24 protein-coding genes are annotated in these 19,224 nt (G+C 60.2%); 18 read left to right on the top strand and 6 right to left on the bottom strand.

Annotated elements, in window-relative coordinates; all coding sequences use genetic code 11:
• Nucleotides 1-24: 24 nt before the first annotated feature.
• From T9A_RS03140 to T9A_RS03110, 7 genes are all read left to right on the top strand, one after another.
• Nucleotides 25-828 (top strand): phosphate ABC transporter substrate-binding protein, encoded by an 804-nt coding sequence (locus T9A_RS03140; RefSeq protein ID WP_035244994.1) that lies wholly within the window; start codon nucleotides 25-27, stop codon nucleotides 826-828.
• The gene (gene pstC / locus T9A_RS03135) at nucleotides 797-1,657 is read left to right on the top strand and encodes a phosphate ABC transporter permease subunit PstC (protein ID WP_035244993.1); all 861 of its coding nucleotides are present in this window, start codon (nucleotides 797-799) and stop codon (nucleotides 1,655-1,657) included. Before T9A_RS03140 ends, pstC begins: the two co-directional genes overlap by 32 nt.
• Nucleotides 1,644-2,474, top strand: a complete 831-nt coding sequence (pstA, locus tag T9A_RS03130; protein ID WP_035244992.1) for a phosphate ABC transporter permease PstA — start codon at nucleotides 1,644-1,646, stop codon at nucleotides 2,472-2,474. Before pstC ends, pstA begins: the two co-directional genes overlap by 14 nt.
• Nucleotides 2,474-3,238: a phosphate ABC transporter ATP-binding protein gene (locus T9A_RS03125; RefSeq protein WP_035244991.1), complete on the top strand. Its 765-nt coding sequence runs from the start codon at nucleotides 2,474-2,476 to the stop codon at nucleotides 3,236-3,238. Before pstA ends, T9A_RS03125 begins: the two co-directional genes overlap by 1 nt.
• Before the next feature lie 37 nt (nucleotides 3,239-3,275).
• Nucleotides 3,276-4,568 (top strand): lipase/acyltransferase domain-containing protein, encoded by a 1,293-nt coding sequence (locus tag T9A_RS03120; RefSeq protein ID WP_198030604.1) that lies wholly within the window; start codon nucleotides 3,276-3,278, stop codon nucleotides 4,566-4,568.
• Nucleotides 4,569-4,633: 65 nt separating this feature from the next.
• Complete coding sequence (locus T9A_RS03115) at nucleotides 4,634-4,996, top strand: glutaredoxin family protein (RefSeq protein WP_052042459.1); 363 nt, start codon at nucleotides 4,634-4,636, stop codon at nucleotides 4,994-4,996.
• An 81-nt stretch (nucleotides 4,997-5,077) separates the two neighbouring features.
• The gene (locus T9A_RS03110) at nucleotides 5,078-5,494 is read left to right on the top strand and encodes a hypothetical protein (protein ID WP_052042458.1); all 417 of its coding nucleotides are present in this window, start codon (nucleotides 5,078-5,080) and stop codon (nucleotides 5,492-5,494) included.
• Nucleotides 5,495-5,529: 35 nt separating this feature from the next.
• Here T9A_RS03110 and T9A_RS03105 read toward each other — a convergent pair whose 3' ends face one another.
• The 4 genes from T9A_RS03105 to ettA all read right to left on the bottom strand — a co-directional run bounded on the left by T9A_RS03105 (nucleotide 5,530) and on the right by ettA (nucleotide 8,477).
• Nucleotides 5,530-5,766 carry an anti-sigma factor family protein gene (locus tag T9A_RS03105; RefSeq protein WP_035244989.1) on the bottom strand — a complete coding sequence of 79 codons (237 nt, stop codon included), beginning with the start codon at nucleotides 5,764-5,766 and terminating at the stop codon, nucleotides 5,530-5,532.
• On the bottom strand, nucleotides 5,760-6,371 hold the full coding sequence (locus T9A_RS03100; RefSeq protein ID WP_035244988.1) for an RNA polymerase sigma factor: 612 nt from the start codon (nucleotides 6,369-6,371) through the stop codon (nucleotides 5,760-5,762). The genes T9A_RS03105 and T9A_RS03100 overlap by 7 nt, the downstream gene beginning before the upstream one ends.
• Nucleotides 6,372-6,387: 16 nt before the next feature.
• Nucleotides 6,388-6,741: a PilZ domain-containing protein gene (locus T9A_RS03095; protein ID WP_035244987.1), complete on the bottom strand. Its 354-nt coding sequence runs from the start codon at nucleotides 6,739-6,741 to the stop codon at nucleotides 6,388-6,390.
• Nucleotides 6,742-6,809: 68 nt separating this feature from the next.
• Entirely contained in the window at nucleotides 6,810-8,477 is a 1,668-nt protein-coding gene (gene ettA / locus T9A_RS03090; protein WP_035244986.1) for an energy-dependent translational throttle protein EttA, read from the bottom strand.
• A gap of 241 nt (nucleotides 8,478-8,718) precedes the next feature.
• Here ettA and glyA point away from each other — a divergent pair, with 241 nt between their 5' ends.
• From glyA to nrdR, 3 genes are all read left to right on the top strand, one after another.
• Entirely contained in the window at nucleotides 8,719-9,975 is a 1,257-nt protein-coding gene (glyA, locus tag T9A_RS03085; protein ID WP_035244985.1) for a serine hydroxymethyltransferase, read from the top strand.
• A 66-nt stretch (nucleotides 9,976-10,041) separates the two neighbouring features.
• The gene (locus tag T9A_RS03080) at nucleotides 10,042-10,398 is read left to right on the top strand and encodes a four helix bundle protein (RefSeq protein ID WP_035244984.1); all 357 of its coding nucleotides are present in this window, start codon (nucleotides 10,042-10,044) and stop codon (nucleotides 10,396-10,398) included.
• A 58-nt stretch (nucleotides 10,399-10,456) separates the two neighbouring features.
• The gene (nrdR, locus tag T9A_RS03075; RefSeq protein ID WP_035244983.1) at nucleotides 10,457-10,927 is read left to right on the top strand and encodes a transcriptional regulator NrdR; all 471 of its coding nucleotides are present in this window, start codon (nucleotides 10,457-10,459) and stop codon (nucleotides 10,925-10,927) included.
• Nucleotides 10,928-11,009: 82 nt separating this feature from the next.
• On the opposite strand, the gene T9A_RS03070 is transcribed toward nrdR, so the two are convergent.
• Both T9A_RS03070 and T9A_RS03065 read right to left on the bottom strand, forming a co-directional pair.
• Complete coding sequence (locus T9A_RS03070; protein WP_035244982.1) at nucleotides 11,010-11,945, bottom strand: sodium-dependent bicarbonate transport family permease; 936 nt, start codon at nucleotides 11,943-11,945, stop codon at nucleotides 11,010-11,012.
• Nucleotides 11,935-12,141, bottom strand: coding sequence for a hypothetical protein (locus T9A_RS03065; RefSeq protein ID WP_035244981.1), 207 nt, complete (start codon nucleotides 12,139-12,141; stop codon nucleotides 11,935-11,937). Before T9A_RS03065 ends, T9A_RS03070 begins: the two co-directional genes overlap by 11 nt.
• 95 nt (nucleotides 12,142-12,236) lie before the next feature.
• On the opposite strand from T9A_RS03065, the gene T9A_RS03060 reads away from it, so the two are divergent.
• The 8 genes from T9A_RS03060 to T9A_RS03025 all read left to right on the top strand — a co-directional run bounded on the left by T9A_RS03060 (nucleotide 12,237) and on the right by T9A_RS03025 (nucleotide 19,113).
• Nucleotides 12,237-13,205, top strand: coding sequence for a LysR family transcriptional regulator (locus T9A_RS03060; RefSeq protein WP_198030603.1), 969 nt, complete (start codon nucleotides 12,237-12,239; stop codon nucleotides 13,203-13,205).
• A gap of 10 nt (nucleotides 13,206-13,215) precedes the next feature.
• Nucleotides 13,216-14,346, top strand: a complete 1,131-nt coding sequence (ribD, locus tag T9A_RS03055) for a bifunctional diaminohydroxyphosphoribosylaminopyrimidine deaminase/5-amino-6-(5-phosphoribosylamino)uracil reductase RibD (RefSeq protein WP_035245500.1) — start codon at nucleotides 13,216-13,218, stop codon at nucleotides 14,344-14,346.
• Nucleotides 14,347-14,459: 113 nt separating this feature from the next.
• Nucleotides 14,460-15,125, top strand: coding sequence for a riboflavin synthase (locus tag T9A_RS03050; protein WP_035244979.1), 666 nt, complete (start codon nucleotides 14,460-14,462; stop codon nucleotides 15,123-15,125).
• 218 nt (nucleotides 15,126-15,343) lie between these two features.
• A complete protein-coding gene (ribBA, locus tag T9A_RS03045) occupies nucleotides 15,344-16,453 on the top strand; it encodes a bifunctional 3,4-dihydroxy-2-butanone-4-phosphate synthase/GTP cyclohydrolase II (RefSeq protein ID WP_035244978.1) in 1,110 nt (369 codons plus the stop codon).
• Between the two features lie 134 nt (nucleotides 16,454-16,587).
• Nucleotides 16,588-17,058, top strand: coding sequence for a 6,7-dimethyl-8-ribityllumazine synthase (ribH, locus tag T9A_RS03040; RefSeq protein ID WP_035244977.1), 471 nt, complete (start codon nucleotides 16,588-16,590; stop codon nucleotides 17,056-17,058).
• A 60-nt stretch (nucleotides 17,059-17,118) separates the two neighbouring features.
• Nucleotides 17,119-17,571, top strand: coding sequence for a transcription antitermination factor NusB (gene nusB, locus T9A_RS03035; protein ID WP_035244976.1), 453 nt, complete (start codon nucleotides 17,119-17,121; stop codon nucleotides 17,569-17,571).
• A 40-nt stretch (nucleotides 17,572-17,611) separates the two neighbouring features.
• A complete protein-coding gene (thiL, locus tag T9A_RS03030) occupies nucleotides 17,612-18,637 on the top strand; it encodes a thiamine-phosphate kinase (RefSeq protein WP_232221984.1) in 1,026 nt (341 codons plus the stop codon).
• On the top strand, nucleotides 18,628-19,113 hold the full coding sequence (locus tag T9A_RS03025) for a phosphatidylglycerophosphatase A family protein (protein WP_035244975.1): 486 nt from the start codon (nucleotides 18,628-18,630) through the stop codon (nucleotides 19,111-19,113). Before thiL ends, T9A_RS03025 begins: the two co-directional genes overlap by 10 nt.
• Nucleotides 19,114-19,224 lie beyond the last annotated feature (111 nt).

Genomic DNA, 19,224 nt, shown 5'->3' with positions numbered 1-19,224 from the left:
AAAAAGTGAAAACAAGGACAACAGATGCAACGGAAAAGATGGAGCGCATTATTTCTCGCGCTGGCAATGGCGGGCTGTCAGCCGGCAACGGACAAGTTGGTGATTACCGGTTCCAGCACCATCGCGCCGCTGATGGCGGAGCTGGCTGAACGTTATGAGGCACAAACCGGGGTGCAGGTGGATGTGCAGAGCGGCGGTTCCGGTCGCGGCATCAGCGATGTGCGCCAGGGGCTGGCGGATCTGGGCATGGTCAGCCGTGCGCTGAAGCAGGACGAGCAGGACCTGACCGGTCATGTGATCGCCCGTGATGGCATCGCGCTGATTGTGCACGCAGAGAATCCGGTGGCGCCGCTTACCCGGGACCAGGTGATCGATATCTACACCGGAAAGCTGGACAGCTGGTCGCTGCTGGGTGGCGCAGATCGGCCCATTACTGTGGTGCACAAGGCCGACGGGCGATCGACGCAGGAGCTTTTTCTTGAGCACTTTGGCCTGGATGGCGATCAGATCCGGGCGGACCTGGTGATTGGTGAAAACCAGCAGGGGATCAAGGCGGTCGCCGGTGACCCGTATGCCATTGGCTATGTCTCCATCGGTACGGCGGTTTATGAGGCGGACCATGGTGTACCGCTGCGGTTGTTGCCGCTGCAGGGTGTGCCGGCCAGCCTGGCGACGCTGGATCAAGGCGATTACCCGTTAAGCCGCGAACTGAACCTGGTCAGCCAGGGAGAGCTACAGGCCCAGGCACAGGCGCTGCTGGATTTCATCTCCGACCCGGCGCAGGCCGAGATATACCATGCTTACTACTTTCTCCTCGCCACGCGCTGACCGGCTGCTGAGCTGGGCGCTCAGACTGGCCGGCGCGATGGCCGTGCTGGTGCTCGGCGGTATCGTGCTGGTACTGCTGATCCAGTCCGCGCCGTTTCTGTTTGATCATGGTAGTGGCCTGTGGCGCAACGACTGGCAACCCGGTCAGGCCCGTTATGGCATGGCGGCCATGGTGGCCGGCTCCATCGTGGTGAGTGTGCTGGCGCTGCTGATGGCCGGGCCGTTGGCGGTATTGTTGGCCGCCTGGTTACGATATTTCGCCCCTGTACTGCGCCGGCCGACGCTGGCGCTGGTGGAGTTGATGGCTGGGATTCCCTCGGTGGTTTATGGCCTGTGGGGGATGCTGGTTCTGGTGCCCTGGATTAACCAGTGGGCACCGCCGGGGGCCTCCTGGCTGGCGGCATCGCTGGTATTGGCCCTGATGATTTTGCCGCTGGCATTGCTGGTCACCGATACGGCCCTGGACCAGTTGCCCGCTCGCTACCTGCAGGCCGGGCAGGCGTTGTCCCTGTCCCGGGTGGGCATGCTCCGCCGGATCCTGTTGCCCCAGGCCGGGCCATCCATAGTCAGTGGGTTGGTGCTGCAATTCGGTCGTGCCCTCGGGGAAACCATGGCGGTATTGATGGTGGCGGGTAATGTGGTGCAGTGGCCAACCTCCCTGTTCGACCCGGTACGGACGTTGACCGCCAATATCGCCCTGGAAATGGCCTATGCTACTGGCGACCATCGAGTGGCACTGTTTGCCAGCGGGCTGTTGCTGTTACTGGTTACCGCGCTGCTGTTGTTGCTGAGCTGGCGGTTGCGGGGAGAAAAGCATGCGCTGGCCTGATCGTCTGGCGGCAGTGACCGGTGCATTACTGCTGCTGGCGGTGCTTGTGCCCATGGGCCTGATGCTGTGGTCGCTGATGGCGCAAGGCAGCAGTGTGTTATCCGTCGATTTTCTGTTTGAGGATCCGAGTCAGGCTGGCCGTGCCGGTGGTATCGCGTCGTTGATGATCAGCACTGGCTGGATTCTGGCGGTGTGTCTGCTGGTGGCCGTGCCGCTGGGGCTTGGCTGCGCACTGTATCTGAGTGAACAGGTGCCAGCGGGCACCCGCCGCGCCCAATGGCTGGGTGGCGTGCTGGATATGCTGGCGGCAGTGCCCTCCATTGTTTACGGCCTGTTCGGCTACCAGTTTTTTGCCATCAGTCTGGGGCTGGGGTTTTCCATTCTCAGTGGCGGTCTGGCATTGGCGCTGATGGTGTTGCCGCTGATGATTCGTAGTGCAGAGCAGGCCCTGCGGGCGGTGCCGCTGTCCTATCGGCAGGCCGGTGAGGCGCTCTCGATCAGTCGTTGGGGCTGGGTAAGACGCATCCTTGTACCGCAGGCCGCGCCGGGGATTGCGGTGGGGATTATTCTCAGCATCGGTCGGGCACTGGCTGAAACCGCCGTGCTGTTGTTCACCGCCGGCTATGTGTTGCGGCGGCCGGATTCGGTTATGGATTCCGGTCGTGCCCTGAGCGTGCATATCTACGATCTGGCCATGAACGTGCCCGGTGGTATGCCCCGGGCCGCGGCCACCGGCCTGGTGCTGGTGGCCATATTGGTGATACTGAATCTGCTGGTGCGGCGCTGGCTGCGTCCGGCTCAAGGAGTGTTGTACTGATGATGCCCCCTTCGTTGGAACTACAAGGCGTGTGTGTGCATTACGGCAACCAGGCAGCGATTGAACATGCCAGCCTGACCGTGGGTGGTGGTGAGTTGATGGCACTGGTCGGCCCCAGTGGCTGTGGCAAAAGCAGCCTGCTGGGCAGTATCAACCGCATGACCGACAGCATTCCCGGATGTCGGGTCAGTGGACGTGTATTGCTGGGAGATGAGGTTATTTCTGCCCGCCGCGATCCGGCAACGTTGCGCCGCCAGATCGGTATGGTGTTTCAGCAGCCCAATCCCTTCCCGTTGTCGATCATCGATAATCTGCGTTTCCCCCTCTCTGAACACGGCGTGCCTCGTCGCGATCGTGATGCCCTTGCTGAACAGGCCCTGCGGGCAGTGGGGCTGTGGGAGGAGGTGAAAGGGCGGTTGAATCAGTCGGCCCTGGGGCTGTCCGGCGGTCAGCAGCAGCGCCTTTGTATTGCCCGGGCGTTGGTGCTGGAGCCGCAGGTGCTGTTGCTGGACGAGCCCTGTTCCGCACTGGACCCGGTGTCCTCAAAGGTGGTGGAGGAGCTGATTGTCTCTCTGAAAGGCCGTTATACCCTGCTGATGGTCACCCATAATCTGGCGCAAGCCCGGCGTATTGCTGACAGCGTAACGGTGTGTTGGGTCGAAGCGGGGTGTGGTTGCGTGGTGGAATCCAACGGCTGCCGTCAGGTGTTCGAACACCCCAGCCACCCGATCACCGCCGCCTATTGTGCCGGGGAGGCGGGTTAGTGACATGTGGCGGCTAGGGTTGTTGGTCGGGCTCATCATGGCTGGTTGCTCAGAGCCGCAACCGGATCTGCACTGGCTTTACGGTGAGGCACTGGAAGCCCGGGTGCCTCCACCGCTGATTGTGGTGCCGGGGGTCATGGGCAGCCGGCTGGTGGCGACGGACAGCGGCAAAGAGGTCTGGCCGGGTGGGCTCGGGCGGCTGTTGTTTTCTGACTATGCGGATCTGGCCTTGCCATTGTCGGGTGACCCTCAGGAGTCAGAGTGGCAGGTGGCCGGGTTCTTTGATGGTGTAGCAGGTCAGGATTTCTATGGTCGCATTGTGCGCACCCTGGAAGAGGCGGCGGGTTACCAGCGTACCGAACCCGGAAGCCCGATTGATGAACCTGTGGCTCGCTACTACGAGTTTGATTACGACTGGCGACAGGACAACGTGGCCACTGCCCGTCACCTGCATGCTCTGATCGAACAGATTCGTCGAGACCATGATGATCCCGCCCTGAAAGTAGATGTGATTGCCCACTCCATGGGTGGCCTGGCGCTACGTTATTACCTGCGTTATGGCACCGTGGATGTGCTGGAAAGCAACGATTTTCCTGTCAACGGCGTGGGCGCCGAGCGGATTCATCGGCTGATCCTGTTGGGTACCCCGAATCTTGGCTCGATTACCGCCATGACCTCGTTGCTGGAAGGGCAGAGAGTAGGGTTGCGTCGGGTGCCGGCGGAGGTGATGTTGTCGTTTCCTTCCGTCTATCAACTGATGCCCCATGCTCTGACGCCCTGGTTGGTGACGGAAACCGGTCAGTCTTTATCCCGTGACCAGTTTGATGCCTATATCTGGAAACGTTTTCAGATCGGACCCTGGGATCCGGCGTTGGCGAAGCGGATAGAGCCGCAGCACCTTGAGTCCCTGCAGCAGGCCAGTCAACGTTACCTGGAAAGAGCCCGTCGGTTCTCCTGGTCTTTGACGGTGCCGGTGCCGGCGGGTGAGGCAGACATTTACCAGCTTGGCGGCGATTGCCATCCCTCTCACAGCCGTTTTCTGGTGGAGGAGGTTAACGGGACGTCACATCTGCGGCTGTGGCCTGAGGACATTGCGGACCGAAAGCCGGGCCGGGACTATCAGCGCTGGATGTTGGAGCCGGGGGATGGTGTGGTCACCAAGTCCTCGTTGTTGGCGCGTAATGTATTGAACCCGGCCTTGCCGCGTCACCCCCATATTCACTTTCCTCCACGCAGTGCTTTTTTTCTTTGTGAGCAACATGATGGTCTCACCGGCAATGTGAATTTTCAGGACAACTTGCTCCATCTTCTGCTCAGCATCGATCATTGATGTGAATCAGCCTGTGTCGTTTTTGCGCCAAGGGGGGGGGCGGTAATTAAAAGGAGGAAAAGGGAATGAAAAGACTGGTGACAAAGTGGAAGCGCTGGTTTCAGGGCTCGGATTCGCCGGCGCTAGGGCGCTCTCCCGCACAGCAGCGAACACTGGATCAGGCCGGTGAAAACCTGACATTGTTCTTTTTTCCCTCCTGCCCATTTTGTCGAAAGGTATTGCGTGAGATTGAGCACATGCAGCTGACCATCGAGTGTCGCAATATTCGGCAGGATGTAGGTGCCCGTGATGCCCTGAAGGCGGGAGGTGGGCGCACCACCGTGCCCTGTCTGCGTATTAGCGAGGGCGAGCAAGTCCAGTGGCTGTATGAATCGTCTGATATCGTCAGGTTCTTGCGTGCCTGGTCGGCATCGGTGTTGTCTGGCTGATACATCTTCCTATTGCCAGGGTGTAACAACCCAGGTTGCCGGGCGTCTCTCTTGTTCAATAACAATGTACCGGGGACCATTATGAATCGTATCAATGACATCTGGCGTTCGTTGCGTAGCTTGCCGCTGTGGGTGCAAATCTGGGTGGTAGGGATTCTTGTGCCGGTGAATGGTTTGCCATTTTTTCTGCTCGATACCCGGGTAGGGTTAGCTGCCAGTCTGGCGGCGCTGTTCGTAGTAGTGACCAATGTGCCGCTGATGTGGATTTACAAAGGCATGAACAAGGTGTTGTCGATCCCGCACTTGATTGCCTGGGGGCCGCTACAAATCTATCTGTTGATGCTGCTGGCTGATAGCGGCTTCCGTGCCGAAGCGGGAGCCCTGGAGTTGGGGTTGGCGGTGCTGCTGCTGGTGGTCAATGGCATCAGCCTGGCCTTTGATGTGATGGACAGTGCCAAGTGGGTGGCAGGAGACCGGGCAACACCGGGGCTAACATAACGGTGAGGCTTTGACTAAGTAAAACAGCAGGGGGATCAGGGCTGATCTTGTGGTGTATCCAGCTTTTTCAGAATGTCCTCAATCGCTGCCTCTTCCAGAGGTTGCTTGTCCCGTGGCAAAAAGCCAAGCAGGGCGCGAAGCTGGCGCACATAGCGCCGGCAATGGTGGCACATCATCAGATGCAAGCGCAGAGCAAGGCGCTCGCGAAGGCTGATCGGACTGCCATCTACCAGTGCGTCCGCTTTTTCAACGAGGTGTTGGCATTTCAGCATTCGCCTGTCTCCTGGAAGTGATCCACCATTTCGAATAAACGGGCCCTTGCTCGGTGAAGCAATACCCGCACATTCGATGCACTGATTTCCAGCATGTTACAGACATCCTCTGCGGGCAGGCCTTGCATATCACGCAGCTCCAGCACCAGGCGCTGACTGTCAGGCATGAAGTGCAGGTGCTTTTCCATACAGTGGCGCAGTTCTTCGCGGGTCAGCAGGTTGTCAGGGCTGGATAGTTCCCAGTGTTGCGGTGGGTGCTGCCAGTGGCCATCACCGTGAAAGCGATGCGCCAGTGCGTCAGGGTCGTTGGTGGGATCAAACTGAACTTCCCGGCCGCGTTTTCTGATCATCATTTTCGCCTGGTTGATCACGATGCGCGTCAGCCAGGTGCGCAACAGGCTGCGGCCCTCGAATTTTGCGATCGCTCTATGGGCGGCTATCCAGGCATCCTGTACGGCCTCTTCGGCATCTGCCGGGCTGAGTAAGGTGCGGGCGGTGGCCAGCAGCATGTTGTGATGGCCTTTGACGAGTTTGCCAAAGGCGGCCCGGTCTCCCTGGCGGAGCTGTTCGATGAATTGGGGATCTTCCAGCTGAATATCGGCCATTGGCGATTCCGGTTAGCTAACGTGGGAGCAGGTCGCTGGGGTTGTCTTCACCCTCATCCCCCTGGTGCAGCATGACCAGACGGCGCAGGTGCTGCATGTCGTCCACGGAAGGACGGCTGAACATGATGCCGATTTCCAGGCCCTGCTGACGTTTCACGGTGCCGGGCAGGGTCAGGTGAATGTCCGAATCTTCCAGGATAATGGTCAGGGTGACCGGCGAGGCATCGGGCAGGGCCAACGGCTGGCTGCTGTGCACCTGGGCGCCCATGACGGACAGGTCCGCCAGTTCTACCGCAACGGTATCCTGCTGAAAGATCAGTGTGGCTTCGCCATCAAAGGCAACGCGGTTGGCCCGGCGCCGTTCATTCATGTTGTTATGTCCTTGTTAATCCCCGCACCCCGGCGACGCTCCTGCTGCCGGGGTGACCCTCTCTCGTCTTACACCTCGATACGTTTGTATTTCATGCGCTTGGGCTGCAGGGCGTCATCACCCAGTTGCTTGCGCTTGAACTCCTCGTACTCGGTATAGGAGCCTTCAAACCATTCTACCCGTGCATCCCCCTCAAAGGAGAGAATATGGGTAGCCACCCGATCCAGGAACCAGCGATCGTGCGAAATCACGATGGCACAGCCGGGGAAGGCCAGCAGGGCTTCTTCCAGGGCCCGCAGAGTTTCCACATCCAGATCGTTGGTGGGCTCATCGAGCAGTAGCACGTTGGCGCCCTGCTTGAGGAGTTTGGCAAGGTGCAGACGGTTTCGTTCCCCGCCAGACAGATCGCCGACCCGTTTCTGTTGGTCGCCACCCTTGAAGTTGAACCGGCCCAGGTAGGCGCGGCTGGGAACTTCGTAGTTGCCGATCTTGAGAATGTCGTTGCCCTCGGACACTTCTTCCCAGACGGTTTTCTTGCTGTCCAGGTCCTCGCGGCTCTGGTCCACATAGGCCATCTGTACGGTGTCGCCGGTAACGATTTCACCGCTATCCGGGGTTTCCTGGCCCGCCAGCATGCGGAACAGGGTGGTTTTACCGGCACCGTTGGGGCCGATAATGCCGACGATAGCACCACGGGGAATCTGGAAGCTCAGATCTTCGTAGAGCAGTTTGTGGTCGAACTGCTTGCCCACGCCGTGCAACTCGAAAACCTGCTCGCCGAGACGGTCACCCGGTGGGATATAGAGTTCCTGGGTTTCGTTGCGTTTCTGGAATTCCTGGCTGGCCAGCTCTTCGAACGCGCTCACCCGGGCCTTGTTCTTGCTGCGCCGGCCCTTCGGGTTCTGGCGCACCCATTCCAGCTCCTTCTCCACGGTCTTGCGGTGGGCCGATTCGGATTTGGCTTCCTGCTCCAGGCGTTTTTCTTTCTGTTCCAGCCAGGAGGAGTAGTTGCCTTTCCAGGGGATGCCTTCGCCGCGGTCCAGTTCCAGAATCCATTCGCAGGAGTTGTCCAGGAAGTAACGGTCGTGAGTCACCGCCACCACGGTACCGGGAAACTCGTGCAGGAAACGCTCCAGCCAGGCCACGGACTCTGCGTCCAGATGGTTGGTGGGCTCATCCAGCAGCAGCATGTCAGGGGCGCTCATGATCAGGCGGCACAGGGCCACCCGGCGGCGCTCACCACCGGACAGATGCTCGACGCTGGCGTCCCAGGGTGGCAGACGCAGGGCATCGGCGGCGATTTCCAGCTTGCGCTCCAGATTATGGGCATCGCTGGTTTCGATGATGGCTTCCAGCTTGGCCTGCTCGGCGGCCAGCTTGTCGAAATCCGCATCTTCTTCCGCATAGGCAGCATAGACTTCGTCCAGCCGCTGCTGGGCGCTGAGAATCTCGGACAGGGCTTCTTCGACGATTTCGCGGACATTCTTGCTTGGGTCCAGCTCCGGCTCCTGGGGCAGGTAGCCGATATTGGTGCCCGGCTGCGGCCGTGCTTCACCCAGATAATCCTTGTCCACCCCGGCCATGATGCGCAGGAGGGTGGATTTACCCGACCCGTTCAGGCCCAGCACGCCGATCTTGGCGCCGGGAAAGAAGGACAGGGAGATGTCTTTGAGAATGTGCTTTTTCGGCGGGACAACCTTGCCCACCTTGTCCATGGTGAAGATGTACTGGCTCATAAACTCCGACCGCAGTGTCATTGAGTGTACGGGGCCCGGCGGGCCCCGTCGGAATGGCGCCTAAGCTAACGGAAAGCGCCTCTGAGTGAAAGGCCGCCGGGTCTTCCCGGGGAGGCGGGTGGAGCCGAACGGCGGATGAGATGACCGGCAGGTTCCCATGAGTCGACTTCATGTGTCTTTGCGGTCGGTTTTGGTTAGAATATGCGCCCCCGAATCCACCAATGACTCCGTAGGGTAGCCCATGTTCCCGAAATCCATGTCCATCGCCGAGTTCGATCCGGAAATCCAGGCGGCCATTGAGGCCGAGGAAGTTCGCCAGGAAGAGCATATCGAGCTGATTGCCTCTGAAAACTACGCGTCTCCACGGGTCATGGAAGCCCAGGGGTCCGTGCTGACCAACAAATACGCGGAAGGCTACCCGGGCAAGCGCTATTACGGCGGTTGCGAGAATGTGGATGTGGTCGAGCAGCTGGCCATCGACCGGGCCTGTGAACTGTTTGGCGCCGATTGGGCCAACGTACAGCCGCATTCCGGTTCCCAGGCCAACGGTGCGGTCTACATGGCCATGCTGCAGCCGGGCGACACCGTGCTGGGCATGAGCCTGGACGCCGGCGGTCACCTGACTCACGGTGCCAAGCCCAACTTCTCTGGCAAGACCTACAACGCGGTGCAGTACGGCCTGAACAACGACACCGGTCTGATCGACTACGAGCAGGTGGAAGCCCTGGCTCGTGAGCACAAGCCGAAAATGATTGTGGCCGGCTTCTCTGCCTATTCCCAAGTGGTGGATTGGCAGCGTTTCCGCGACATCGCCGACGAAGTGGGTGCCATCCTGCTGGTGGACATGGCCCACGTGGCCGGCCTGGTTGCTGCGGGTGTCTACCCGAGCCCGGTGGGCATTGCTGACATCACCACCACCACTACCCACAAGACGCTGGGTGGTCCCCGTGGCGGTCTGATCATGGGTAAGGCCAACGAAGCGATTCAGAAGAAGATCAACTCCGCGGTATTCCCCGGTGGCCAGGGTGGCCCGCTGGAGCACGTGATTGCCGCCAAGGCGATCTGCTTCAAGGAAGCCATGCAGGCTGATTTCAAAGGCTACCAGCAGCAGGTAGTGAAGAACGCCCAGGCCATGGCCAGCGTGTTCATCGAGCGTGGCTTTGATGTGGTTTCCAACGGCACCGAAAACCACCTGTTCCTGCTCAGCCTGATCAAGCAGGACATCACCGGTAAAGATGCGGATGCCGCCCTGGGTAGCGCCAACATCACAGTGAACAAGAACGCCGTCCCCAACGACCCGCGTTCCCCGTTCGTTACCTCCGGCCTGCGCATCGGCTCCCCGTCCATCACTCGTCGTGGTTTCGATGAAGCCGACGCCAAGGAACTGGCCGGCTGGATTTGCGACATCCTCGATAACATGGGCGATGAGTCTGTGATCGAGACCGTGAAGGGCAAGGTGAAGGAGATTTGTGCGCGGTTGCCGGTGTATGAGCGCTAGAAGATGAGTTGACAGTTGACAGTGGATAGTTGACAGCGAAAAGCGAACAAATACGTAGGGTCACGGATGACGACGAGGTATGCAGCGCGGGAGAAATCCCGCGCTTTTGCTTTGCGGATGATAAAGGTTTATCAGTATCTACAAGAGCAGAAGCGAGAATTCATATTAAGTAAGCAATTGCTGCGCAGTGGAACAGCAATTGGAGCCTTGGTCAGGGAAGCTGAGCAGGCTGAGAGTCGTGCAGACTTCGTGCATAAGCTGTCTATCGCTCTCAAAGAGGCTAATGAAACGGAATATTGGCTGGAGTTATTGACGGAGTCCGGCTATTTGGAGCCTTCGTCTGGTCAGTCAGTTATGGCTGACGCCAAAGAGCTAGTAAAGATATTGACGGCAATTATCAAAACCACCAAAACGCGCCGATAAACGGGTTTCAAGGTTTTAGCTGTCAATTGTCAACTATCAACTGTCAACTGGGGTTTCCATGTATTGCCCGTTCTGTAGCGCCCAAGACACCAAAGTGATCGACTCGCGTCTGGTCGCGGATGGCGGGCAGGTGCGTCGTCGGCGTGAGTGTCTTAGCTGTAACGAACGCTTTACCACCTTTGAAACGGCGGAGCTGGTGATGCCGCGGCTGGTGAAGTCCGATGGCACCCGTCAGCCGTTTGACGAAGCCAAGTTGCGGGCCGGGATGTTGCGGGCGCTGGAGAAGCGGCCGGTGAGCATGGAGGATCTGGAGGCGGCGATCAGTCGTGTCTGTCACCGCTTGCGCGCCACTGGGGAACGTGAGTTGCCGGCCCGGGAGCTGGGTGAGTTCGTGATGGAAGAGTTGCAGCAACTGGACGATGTGGCCTATGTGCGTTTCGCGTCCGTGTATCGCAGCTTCCAGGATATCTCCGAGTTTTCCGCAGAAGTAGATCGCCTGCGCGGAAGAAGTGACAAGAAAGACGACTAGTCTTTTCGTCAGGTTGAGCATCGAAAAGCCACCGGTCACAGGGCGTGACCGGTGGCTTTTTTCGTTGTGTTGCGAGCGAAGCTCAGCTGCCATGCAGCCATTGAGCAAGCAGCAGATACAGCGGGATACCTGCCAGCACATTGAACGGAAAGGTAATGCCCAGTGACGCGGCCATGGACAGGGTGGCGTTCGCCTGGGGCAGGGCGACGCGCATGGCTGCGGGCACCGCGATGTAGGACGCGCTGGCGCCCAGGACGGCGAGCAGGGTGATGCCGCCCACCGACAGCCCCAGACCGTGGCCCAGCAGGGCGCCAAGTCCGCCGGCCAGCAGCGGCATGAAGATGCCGAAGGCGGTCAGGAACGGGCCGTCTTGCTTGAGGGCGCCCAGCTGTTCCGTGGTAATCAGCCCCATCTTAAGCAGGAACAGCGCCAGGGCGCCCTGGAACAGGTCCATGAAGAAGGGGGAAATCTTGGTCAGGCTATCGCCGGCGAAGGCACCGATCAGCAGGCCGCCCACCATCAACACGATCCCCGGGCTGAGCAGGGTTTCATGGGCAAGCTGGCGGCTGGCCAGGCCGGCAGACAGCCCCTTTGCCAGCACCAGGCCGACGATGATGGCGGGAATCTCCAGCAGTACCACAAACAGCGGGAAGTAGGGCTCGTAGGCCACGCCAGCGGCATCCAGCACTGCCACGGCGACAGCGTAGGTGGCCACACTGACGCTGCCGTAATGGGCGGCAATGGCGGCCGCGTTGACCCTGTTCAGGCCGCCCACATAGCGTAGCAGCGGGAAGGCCAGTAATGGCAGAACCACGCCGAACCCCACCACCAGTAACGATTCCTGGACGATTCGCAGGCTGGCATGTTCCGCCAGGGCGGCGCCGCCCTTCAGGCCGATGGCCAGTAGCAGAAACAGGGTCAGGGTCTGATAAAGGCCGCCGGGAAAGGGAAGACGAACCTTCAATATGCCGGCGGCCAGCCCCAGCACGAAGAAAAGCACTACCGCATCAAGCTGCATAGCTATCCCCGCCTTGCTGATCACCGGTGGCGACGGCCGGGTTGCGCCCTGTCAGCCATGCCAGGGGCAGCAAGGCGATGCCGATTACCCCCAGTGGAATGCCGGCGTGCCCGTTGGCGATGAGGGCCGTGGCCAGGCCAAGGTTGATCAGGGCAACGAAGAGAATGAAAAAACGCTGTCGGGTGTGTTGTGGCATGGGACCTCCGGGTGAAATCGGAGGCCATTATCAGAGAGACAAAGATTAGATAAAAATAGATACTATCTAGGTTTGATATAGATGAAGGTCTAATCATGAGCCGGTTACATGCCCGCGTGGGTACCCTCAGACAACTGGAAATCCTGCTGGCAGTGCATGAGGCGGGTACCGTGACCGGGGCGGCGGAAACGCTGCATCTGACGCAGCCCACAGTATCCATGCAGTTGCGCAAACTGGTTGATGCCATGGGCATGCCGCTCTACCAGCAACAGGGTCGCAAATTACGCTTTACCGATGCGGGGCTGGCGGCAGTGGCCAGTGCCCGTCGGGTTATGGAGGAGTTCGAGCATCTGGACATGACCCTAGCGGACCTGCGCGGACTCAAGGCCGGGACACTGCGCCTGGCGGTGGTCACCACGGCCAAGTATTTCGTGCCCCATCTACTCGGGCCCTTCTGTGCCCTCTATCCCGGCGTGGAAGTGTCTTTCCATGTGGGCAACCGTGAGCAGATTATCGAGCGGCTGGAGCAGGGGCTGGATGATTTCTGTGTCTTCAGTCATGTTCCCGGTGGGCGCCCGCTGATCTCCAGCGCCTTCCTGGATAATCCGCTGGTGGCCATTGCCGCGGAAAACCATCCGCTGGCTCGCCGTAACCATCTGACCCTGGATGACATCGCCAGCGAGCCCTTTCTGATGCGCGAACCTGGTTCCGGTACCCGTCACGCCATCGAGCATTATCTGCAGCAGCAGGGCAAACAGCTGAATGTGAAGATGACCGTGGAAAGCAATGAAGCCATCCGCCATTCGGTGATGGCCGGGCTGGGTATTTCCATTCTCTCCGCCCATACCCTCAATCTGGGCGGTTGGGTGGGGCTGGCGCCGCTGAAGGTGGTCGGCCTTCCCATTGTGACCCAGTGGTACCTGGTGCGGCCTTCCGGGAAAAAACTCTCTATCGTGGCGCAGGCGTTCCAGCAGTTCATGGCGAACGAGGGCAAAGCGGTGCTGGCGGATTTTGTCGAGGATGCAGATCGCTTTGTTGCGGCACCGGACGCCGGCATCCAGTAGAATGCCAGCCATGTTTACGCGTCTGGATCATCAATATATGGCCCGTGCCCTGCAGCTGGCAGAGCAGGGGCTCTACACCACCGACCCCAACCCGCGGGTGGGGTGCGTGCTGGTGCGCGATGGCGAGATTGTCGGGGAAGGGTTTCATGCCCGTGCCGGCGAGCCCCATGCGGAGCGTCATGCCATGGCGGAAGCGGGTGATCGGGCTCGCGGGGCCACTGCCTATGTGACTCTGGAGCCCTGTTCCCACACCGGCCGTACCGGGCCCTGCGCGGATGCGCTGGTGGCCGCCGGGGTGGCCAGGGTAGTGGTGGCCATGGAAGACCCGAATCCCCAGGTAGCCGGTAATGGCATGCAAACGCTGGCGGCAGCGGGTATTGAAACCGCGTCCGGCTTGCTGGAAGCCGACGCGCGGGCGCTGAATCCCGGCTTTATCTCGCGTATGACACGCCAGCGGCCCTACCTGCGCATCAAGATTGCCGCCAGTGTGGATGGTCGCACGGCCATGGCCAGCGGCGAATCCCAGTGGATTACCGGCCCTGCGGCTCGCGAGGATGTGCAGCGCCTGCGTGCCCGCAGCTCTGCGGTGATTACCGGTGTCGGCACCGTGCTGGCGGACCGGCCTTCCTACACGGTTCGCCCGCAGCAGTGGGCCCTGACTGACTATCAGCAACACTCTGGGGGCAGTGACCGCGTGCGCCAGCCCTTGCGGGTGATCCTCGATCGTACCCTGCAAACCCCGCCGGGTGTGCCGGTAGTCAGCGCCCCGGGGCATTGCCTGCTGGTAGCCGGGGAGCAGCACCCGGGGCGGCAGAATGCGCTGGAGTCCGCCGGTGCCGAGGTGATGCTGCTGCCCGCCTCCGGGTCCGGGATCGACCTGCAACAGTTACTGATCGAACTGAACCGGCGCGAATGCAACGAAGTACTGGTAGAATGTGGCGCCACGCTGGCCGGGGCCTTCGTTCGCGAGGGGCTGTTCGACGAGTTGATCGTCTATATGGCGCCGGCCCTGCTGGGCTCATCGGCCCGTCCATTGCTGGGGTTGCCGCAACTGGCCAGCATGAGCGAGAAGGTGTCGCTGCAGTGGCAGGACGTGCGGCAGGTGGGTAATGACCTGCGGCTGACGCTGGTTCCGGCGTGATGGAATTTCGCCGTAGGAGCGGCGCTTGAGCCGCGAAGCGCTTCGGCAAGGTTCCCGCAGTTGGCTTCGCGGCTCAAGCGCCGCTCCTACAGCCTGAAATAACGAGGTTTTCCATGTTTACCGGCATTATTGAAGCCATGGGCCAGGTCGCGGCCATGACCCCGAAGGGGGGCGACGTGACCTTGTTGATCAAGAGCGACGCGCTGGACTTTTCCGATGTGCAGCTGGGTGATTCCATCGCCGTCAACGGCGTCTGCCTGACGGCCACGGCCCTGCCCGGTGGTGCCTTCGAGGCGGATGTATCCGGGGAAACCCTGTCGCTGACGTCACTCAAGCAGATTGCCGTGGGCAGCCAGGTAAACCTGGAAAAGGCCCTGACGCCGACCACCCGGCTGGGCGGTCATCTGGTCAGTGGTCACGTGGATGGCCTGGGCAAGATCGTGCAGATGAAGCAGGATGCCCGCTCGGTACGCATCGATATCGAAGCGCCGGCGGAGCTGGCCCGCTACATCGCCCACAAGGGCTCGATCACCGTGGATGGCATCAGCCTGACGGTGAACAGCGTGGACGGTGCGGTCTTTTCCCTGAACATCATCCCCCATACCCAGGATGTCACCACCATTGGTCAATGGAAGGTGGGGACGCCAGTGAACTTGGAAGTTGATATAATCGCCCGCTATCTGGAGCGCCTGTTGCTGGGCGACAAGGCCGCCGAGCCGAATGCGGAAGGTATCTCTATGGCATTTCTGGCCGAAAACGGGTTTTTGAAAGGCGGCTGAAGCCGCCAGTAACAAGCCGCAAGTGACAAGCTTCAACGCGATAAAAGCGGGTTGCCATCAATTGCAGGCTGGAGTGCGCCAACATCGCGGCGTACCGGAAAGACAGGGTTCGCACTGGTTTTCCTTGTAGCTTGCGGCTTGTAGCTTGCAGCTCATCACCGGTGAAAAATGCAGAGGAAGTGCCGTTTGCTTCCACGCTAAATAGGTCGAGTACCACTATGCAGCTCAACAGTATTGAAGAACTGATCGAAGATATTCGCCAGGGCAAGATGGTTGTCCTGATGGATGATGAAGACCGGGAAAACGAGGGCGATCTGGTGATGGCCGCCGAGCATGTCACCGCCGAGGCAATCAATTTCATGGCCCGCTACGGCCGTGGCCTGATCTGTATGCCCATGTCTCGCGAGCGCTGTGAGCTGCTGGAACTGCCGTTGATGGTACAGAGCAACGGCAGTGGTTTTGGTACCAAGTTCACTGTCTCCATCGAGGCCCGTGAAGGGGTGACCACCGGGATTTCCGCTGCCGATCGTGCCCGCACGGTGCAGGCCGCCGTGGCCCGCAATGCCCGCGCCTATGACATCGTCCAGCCTGGCCACATTTTCCCGTTAATGGCCGAGCCCGGTGGCGTGCTGCGGCGTGCCGGTCATACCGAGGCATCCTGTGATCTGGCCATGCTGGCCGGTTGCGAGTCCGCCGGGGTGATCTGTGAGGTGATGAACGACGATGGCTCCATGGCCCGCCGCGAAGACCTGGAAGTGTTCGCCAAGGAGCACGAGCTGAAGATTGGCACCATTGCCGATCTGATTCAGTATCGTGCGCTCAACGAGAAAACCATCGAGCTGATGTCCGATAACACCCTGGATACCTGGTACGGTGATTTCCGTCTGGTCGCCTTCCGCGACACCGTGGATGGCCTGACCCATGTGGCCCTGGTCAAAGGTGAGATCAGCGAAGACAAGGAAGTGACCGTTCGGGTGCATCAGGTGGATCCGCTGCGAGATCTGATGAGCGCCAAGATGAATGGCCGCACCGGCTGGAACATGCATCGCGTTCTGGAATCTGTCTCCCAGGCGGATGCCGGCGTGGTGATTATTCTGGGTCAGGATTATGAATCCCAGGATACCGTGGAGCGGCTGGAAGCCTTCTTCGGCGGCACTGCCAGCAAACCCAAAGGGGAATCCCGTGCCTACCGCAACATCGGTACCGGCTCCCAGATTCTCAAGGCCCTGGGGGTGCGCAAGATGCGCCTGCTCAGCTCGCCGATGAAGTTCAATGCGCTCAGTGGTTTCGATCTGGAAATCACCGAGTATGTTGAAGCAGATAGTTGAGATACGTCGGACGTCTGAAGTTTGGCGTCGGACGACAATTTCAAGAGCGTCAGACGTCCGACTTTCGACGTCCGACTGCAAGTTAAATACTGAGTCGGTCGCCGTGAGCCACCGGCACTGACAGGAAGGCAAGCATGCAAAACATCAAAACCCTGGAAGGCACTCTGAACAATGTGGGCGGTCGTTACGGTATCGTCGTTGCACGTTTCAACAGCTTTGTGGTGGAAGCCCTGCTGGAAGGCGCGGTGGATGCGCTGGTCCGTCACGGTGTCAGCCCTGATGATATCGAGATCATCCGTGTCCCCGGTGCCTGGGAGATGCCGGTGGCAGTGAAGAAGGTCATCGAAAAGCGCGATTACGATGCAGTGATCACCCTGGGTGCGGTGATTCGCGGTGGCACCGCCCACTTCGAATATGTGGCCGGCGAAGCAGCCAAAGGCATTGCCGCTGTCCAGAACGCCACAGGCGTACCGGTGGTCTTCGGTGTGTTGACCGTGGACACCATTGAACAGGCCATCGAACGTTCCGGCACCAAGGCTGGCAACAAGGGTGCCGAAGCGGCTATGAGCGCGCTGGAAATGGTCTCCCTGTTTAAGGCACTGTAATTATTCGGGACGCGGCGCGGGGCGCAGGCGTCCCGCACCACTTCCTGACGTTGAGGCAGCATGAACAATCCTTCCACACCCAGTGCCCGCCGCAAGGCGCGCCGATTCACCATGCAGGCCCTGTATCAATGGCAGCTGGCCGGTGCCGCCGTAAGCGACATCGAAGCCCAGTTCCTGGCTAACCAGGATTTTGCCAAGGCAGATCGCGAGTATTTCCATGACCTGCTGCACGGGGTGCCGGCCCAGGTGAAAGAGCTCGACGAGCTGCTGACGCCCTATCTGGATCGTCGGGTAGAGGAGCTGTCCCAGATCGAGAAAGCGATCCTGCGACTCGGCGCCTACGAGCTGAAAGAGCGCCTGGATGTACCCTATCGGGTGGTGATCAACGAAGGCATCGAACTGGCCAAGGTGTTCGGTGCCGACGATTCCTTCAAGTACGTCAACGGCGTGCTCGACAAGCTGGCGCGCAAGCTGCGCTACCAGGAAGCGTCAGAACGTCCTTTCCGCGATTGAGCGGATGCGCGCAGGGCTCCCTGCGCGCTATGCTTCTCCCATGACAGACACCCCAAAGCCGCAGAGCCTGGATGAATTTTCCCTGATTCGGCGTTACTTTCATCGCCATGGTCACCACGGTCCGGATGCCGGCGTGGTGCTTGGCCCCGGTGACGATGCGGCGATTCTGACTCCCCCCGCCGGTCAGCAACTGGTGATGACCCAGGACACAAGCCTGGCCGGGCGCCATTTCCCTGACGACATGGATGCCGCTGATGTGGGCTACCGCTGCCTGGCGGTGAATCTGTCCGACCTGGCGGCCATGGGCGCCGACCCCCTCTGGTTTCTGCTCTCGCTGACCCTGCCCAACGTGGATGAAGCCTGGCTGTCAGGCTTTGCCGATGGCATGTTTACCCTGGCCGACCAGGCCGGCATCTCCCTGGTGGGGGGCGACGTGACCCGGGGCCCGCTGTCCGTCTCCATTCAGGCCACCGGGGCAGTGCCGCCGGGGCAGGCCCTGCGCCGTGATGGCGCGCAGGCAGGCGATCAAATCTGTGTGGGCGGTGTCACCGGCGCAGGCCTGCTGGGTTTACAGCAATGGCAGCAAGGGATGCGCAGCGGTGCCGCCATCGATCACTTCCGACGTCCGTCTCCACAACTCAGCCTGGGGCAGGCGCTGCGGGGACGTGCCACGGCCTGCATCGATATCTCCGACGGGGTGCTGGCGGACCTGGGCCATATTCTGGCCGCATCCGGTAGTCTGGGGGCCTGTTTGCAGGAAGACGCCTTGCCGCTGGGCAATGCTGTGCTTGCCGGTTGCAGCGATGCAGAGCAACGTAGGCTGCAGCTCCAGGGCGGCGATGATTACCTGCTGCTTTTTACCCTGCCAGCGCAGGAAAGCCTGCCGCCGGGCTGCTATTGTCTGGGCACGGTGGACGGGCCTGCGACTGGCAGGCCAGGACGGAACAATAACGACGTTGCACGCCACTGGCTGGCAACATTTTTGAGTAACGCACACGGGCTTGTCGGCATGATGGGTGAAGCATGTTGCGTGTTGCGTACAAGCGAGAGATGTCGATGGAACTGAAACGCCCGAAGATGACAAACCCGGTCCACTTTCTTGCCTTCGGCTTTGGCTCAGGCCTGGCGCCCATTGCGCCAGGGACTTTCGGCACGGTGGCGGCCATGCCGATCTGGTGGTTGTGTGCCCAGTTGCCGATGTGGGGCTATCTGCTGGTGACGGCGCTGGTGATCGCGGTGGGCCCGTTCCTGTGTGGGAAAACCTCCCACGACATGAATGTGCACGATCACCCTGGCATTGTCTGGGATGAAATCGCCGGTCTGTTGATCACCATGATTGCGGTGCCGGTGACCTGGTGGGGGGCGCTGGCCGGGTTTGTGGCTTTCCGGGTGTTCGACATTATCAAGCCCTGGCCCATCGGCTGGCTGGACCGTCGCGTGGAAGGCGGGCTGGGGATCATGGTAGATGACCTGCTGGCCGGGGTGTATGCGGCAGTGGTGGTACAGTTGCTGATTATTTTTCTGCCGCAGTGGTTTACCTGAGTAATCGCCAGGAAGCGTCGCCACTAAGGGCTGTGGCCACAGGGCTGTCCAAGAGGTTTGTTGCATTGATCTGAATTGCCCTAATATCGTTTTGTCACTACCGCTGGCACG

This window comes from Alcanivorax jadensis T9 (assembly GCF_000756655.1).
Classification (GTDB): domain Bacteria; phylum Pseudomonadota; class Gammaproteobacteria; order Pseudomonadales; family Alcanivoracaceae; genus Alcanivorax; species Alcanivorax jadensis.
The sequence above is the reverse complement of the archived record's forward strand: the minus strand, read 5'-3'. Positions and strand labels throughout refer to the sequence as shown.

What these genes read in the sequence shown, in the direction of transcription:
- T9A_RS03140 (WP_035244994.1), top strand. Translation starts at nt 25, where the DNA reads ATGCAACGGAAAAGATGGAGCGCATTATTTCTCGCGCTGGCAATGGCG.
- pstC (WP_035244993.1), top strand. Translation starts at nt 797, where the DNA reads ATGCTTACTACTTTCTCCTCGCCACGCGCTGACCGGCTGCTGAGCTGG.
- pstA (WP_035244992.1), top strand. Translation starts at nt 1,644, where the DNA reads ATGCGCTGGCCTGATCGTCTGGCGGCAGTGACCGGTGCATTACTGCTG.
- T9A_RS03125 (WP_035244991.1), top strand. Translation starts at nt 2,474, where the DNA reads ATGATGCCCCCTTCGTTGGAACTACAAGGCGTGTGTGTGCATTACGGC.
- T9A_RS03120 (WP_198030604.1), top strand. Translation starts at nt 3,276, where the DNA reads ATGGCTGGTTGCTCAGAGCCGCAACCGGATCTGCACTGGCTTTACGGT.
- T9A_RS03115 (WP_052042459.1), top strand. Translation starts at nt 4,634, where the DNA reads ATGAAAAGACTGGTGACAAAGTGGAAGCGCTGGTTTCAGGGCTCGGAT.
- T9A_RS03110 (WP_052042458.1), top strand. Translation starts at nt 5,078, where the DNA reads ATGAATCGTATCAATGACATCTGGCGTTCGTTGCGTAGCTTGCCGCTG.
- T9A_RS03105 (WP_035244989.1), bottom strand. Translation starts at nt 5,766, where the DNA reads ATGCTGAAATGCCAACACCTCGTTGAAAAAGCGGACGCACTGGTAGAT.
- T9A_RS03100 (WP_035244988.1), bottom strand. Translation starts at nt 6,371, where the DNA reads ATGGCCGATATTCAGCTGGAAGATCCCCAATTCATCGAACAGCTCCGC.
- T9A_RS03095 (WP_035244987.1), bottom strand. Translation starts at nt 6,741, where the DNA reads ATGAATGAACGGCGCCGGGCCAACCGCGTTGCCTTTGATGGCGAAGCC.
- ettA (WP_035244986.1), bottom strand. Translation starts at nt 8,477, where the DNA reads ATGAGCCAGTACATCTTCACCATGGACAAGGTGGGCAAGGTTGTCCCG.
- glyA (WP_035244985.1), top strand. Translation starts at nt 8,719, where the DNA reads ATGTTCCCGAAATCCATGTCCATCGCCGAGTTCGATCCGGAAATCCAG.
- T9A_RS03080 (WP_035244984.1), top strand. Translation starts at nt 10,042, where the DNA reads ATGACGACGAGGTATGCAGCGCGGGAGAAATCCCGCGCTTTTGCTTTG.
- nrdR (WP_035244983.1), top strand. Translation starts at nt 10,457, where the DNA reads ATGTATTGCCCGTTCTGTAGCGCCCAAGACACCAAAGTGATCGACTCG.
- T9A_RS03070 (WP_035244982.1), bottom strand. Translation starts at nt 11,945, where the DNA reads ATGCAGCTTGATGCGGTAGTGCTTTTCTTCGTGCTGGGGCTGGCCGCC.
- T9A_RS03065 (WP_035244981.1), bottom strand. Translation starts at nt 12,141, where the DNA reads ATGCCACAACACACCCGACAGCGTTTTTTCATTCTCTTCGTTGCCCTG.
- T9A_RS03060 (WP_198030603.1), top strand. Translation starts at nt 12,237, where the DNA reads ATGAGCCGGTTACATGCCCGCGTGGGTACCCTCAGACAACTGGAAATC.
- ribD (WP_035245500.1), top strand. Translation starts at nt 13,216, where the DNA reads ATGTTTACGCGTCTGGATCATCAATATATGGCCCGTGCCCTGCAGCTG.
- T9A_RS03050 (WP_035244979.1), top strand. Translation starts at nt 14,460, where the DNA reads ATGTTTACCGGCATTATTGAAGCCATGGGCCAGGTCGCGGCCATGACC.
- ribBA (WP_035244978.1), top strand. Translation starts at nt 15,344, where the DNA reads ATGCAGCTCAACAGTATTGAAGAACTGATCGAAGATATTCGCCAGGGC.
- ribH (WP_035244977.1), top strand. Translation starts at nt 16,588, where the DNA reads ATGCAAAACATCAAAACCCTGGAAGGCACTCTGAACAATGTGGGCGGT.
- nusB (WP_035244976.1), top strand. Translation starts at nt 17,119, where the DNA reads ATGAACAATCCTTCCACACCCAGTGCCCGCCGCAAGGCGCGCCGATTC.
- thiL (WP_232221984.1), top strand. Translation starts at nt 17,612, where the DNA reads ATGACAGACACCCCAAAGCCGCAGAGCCTGGATGAATTTTCCCTGATT.
- T9A_RS03025 (WP_035244975.1), top strand. Translation starts at nt 18,628, where the DNA reads ATGGAACTGAAACGCCCGAAGATGACAAACCCGGTCCACTTTCTTGCC.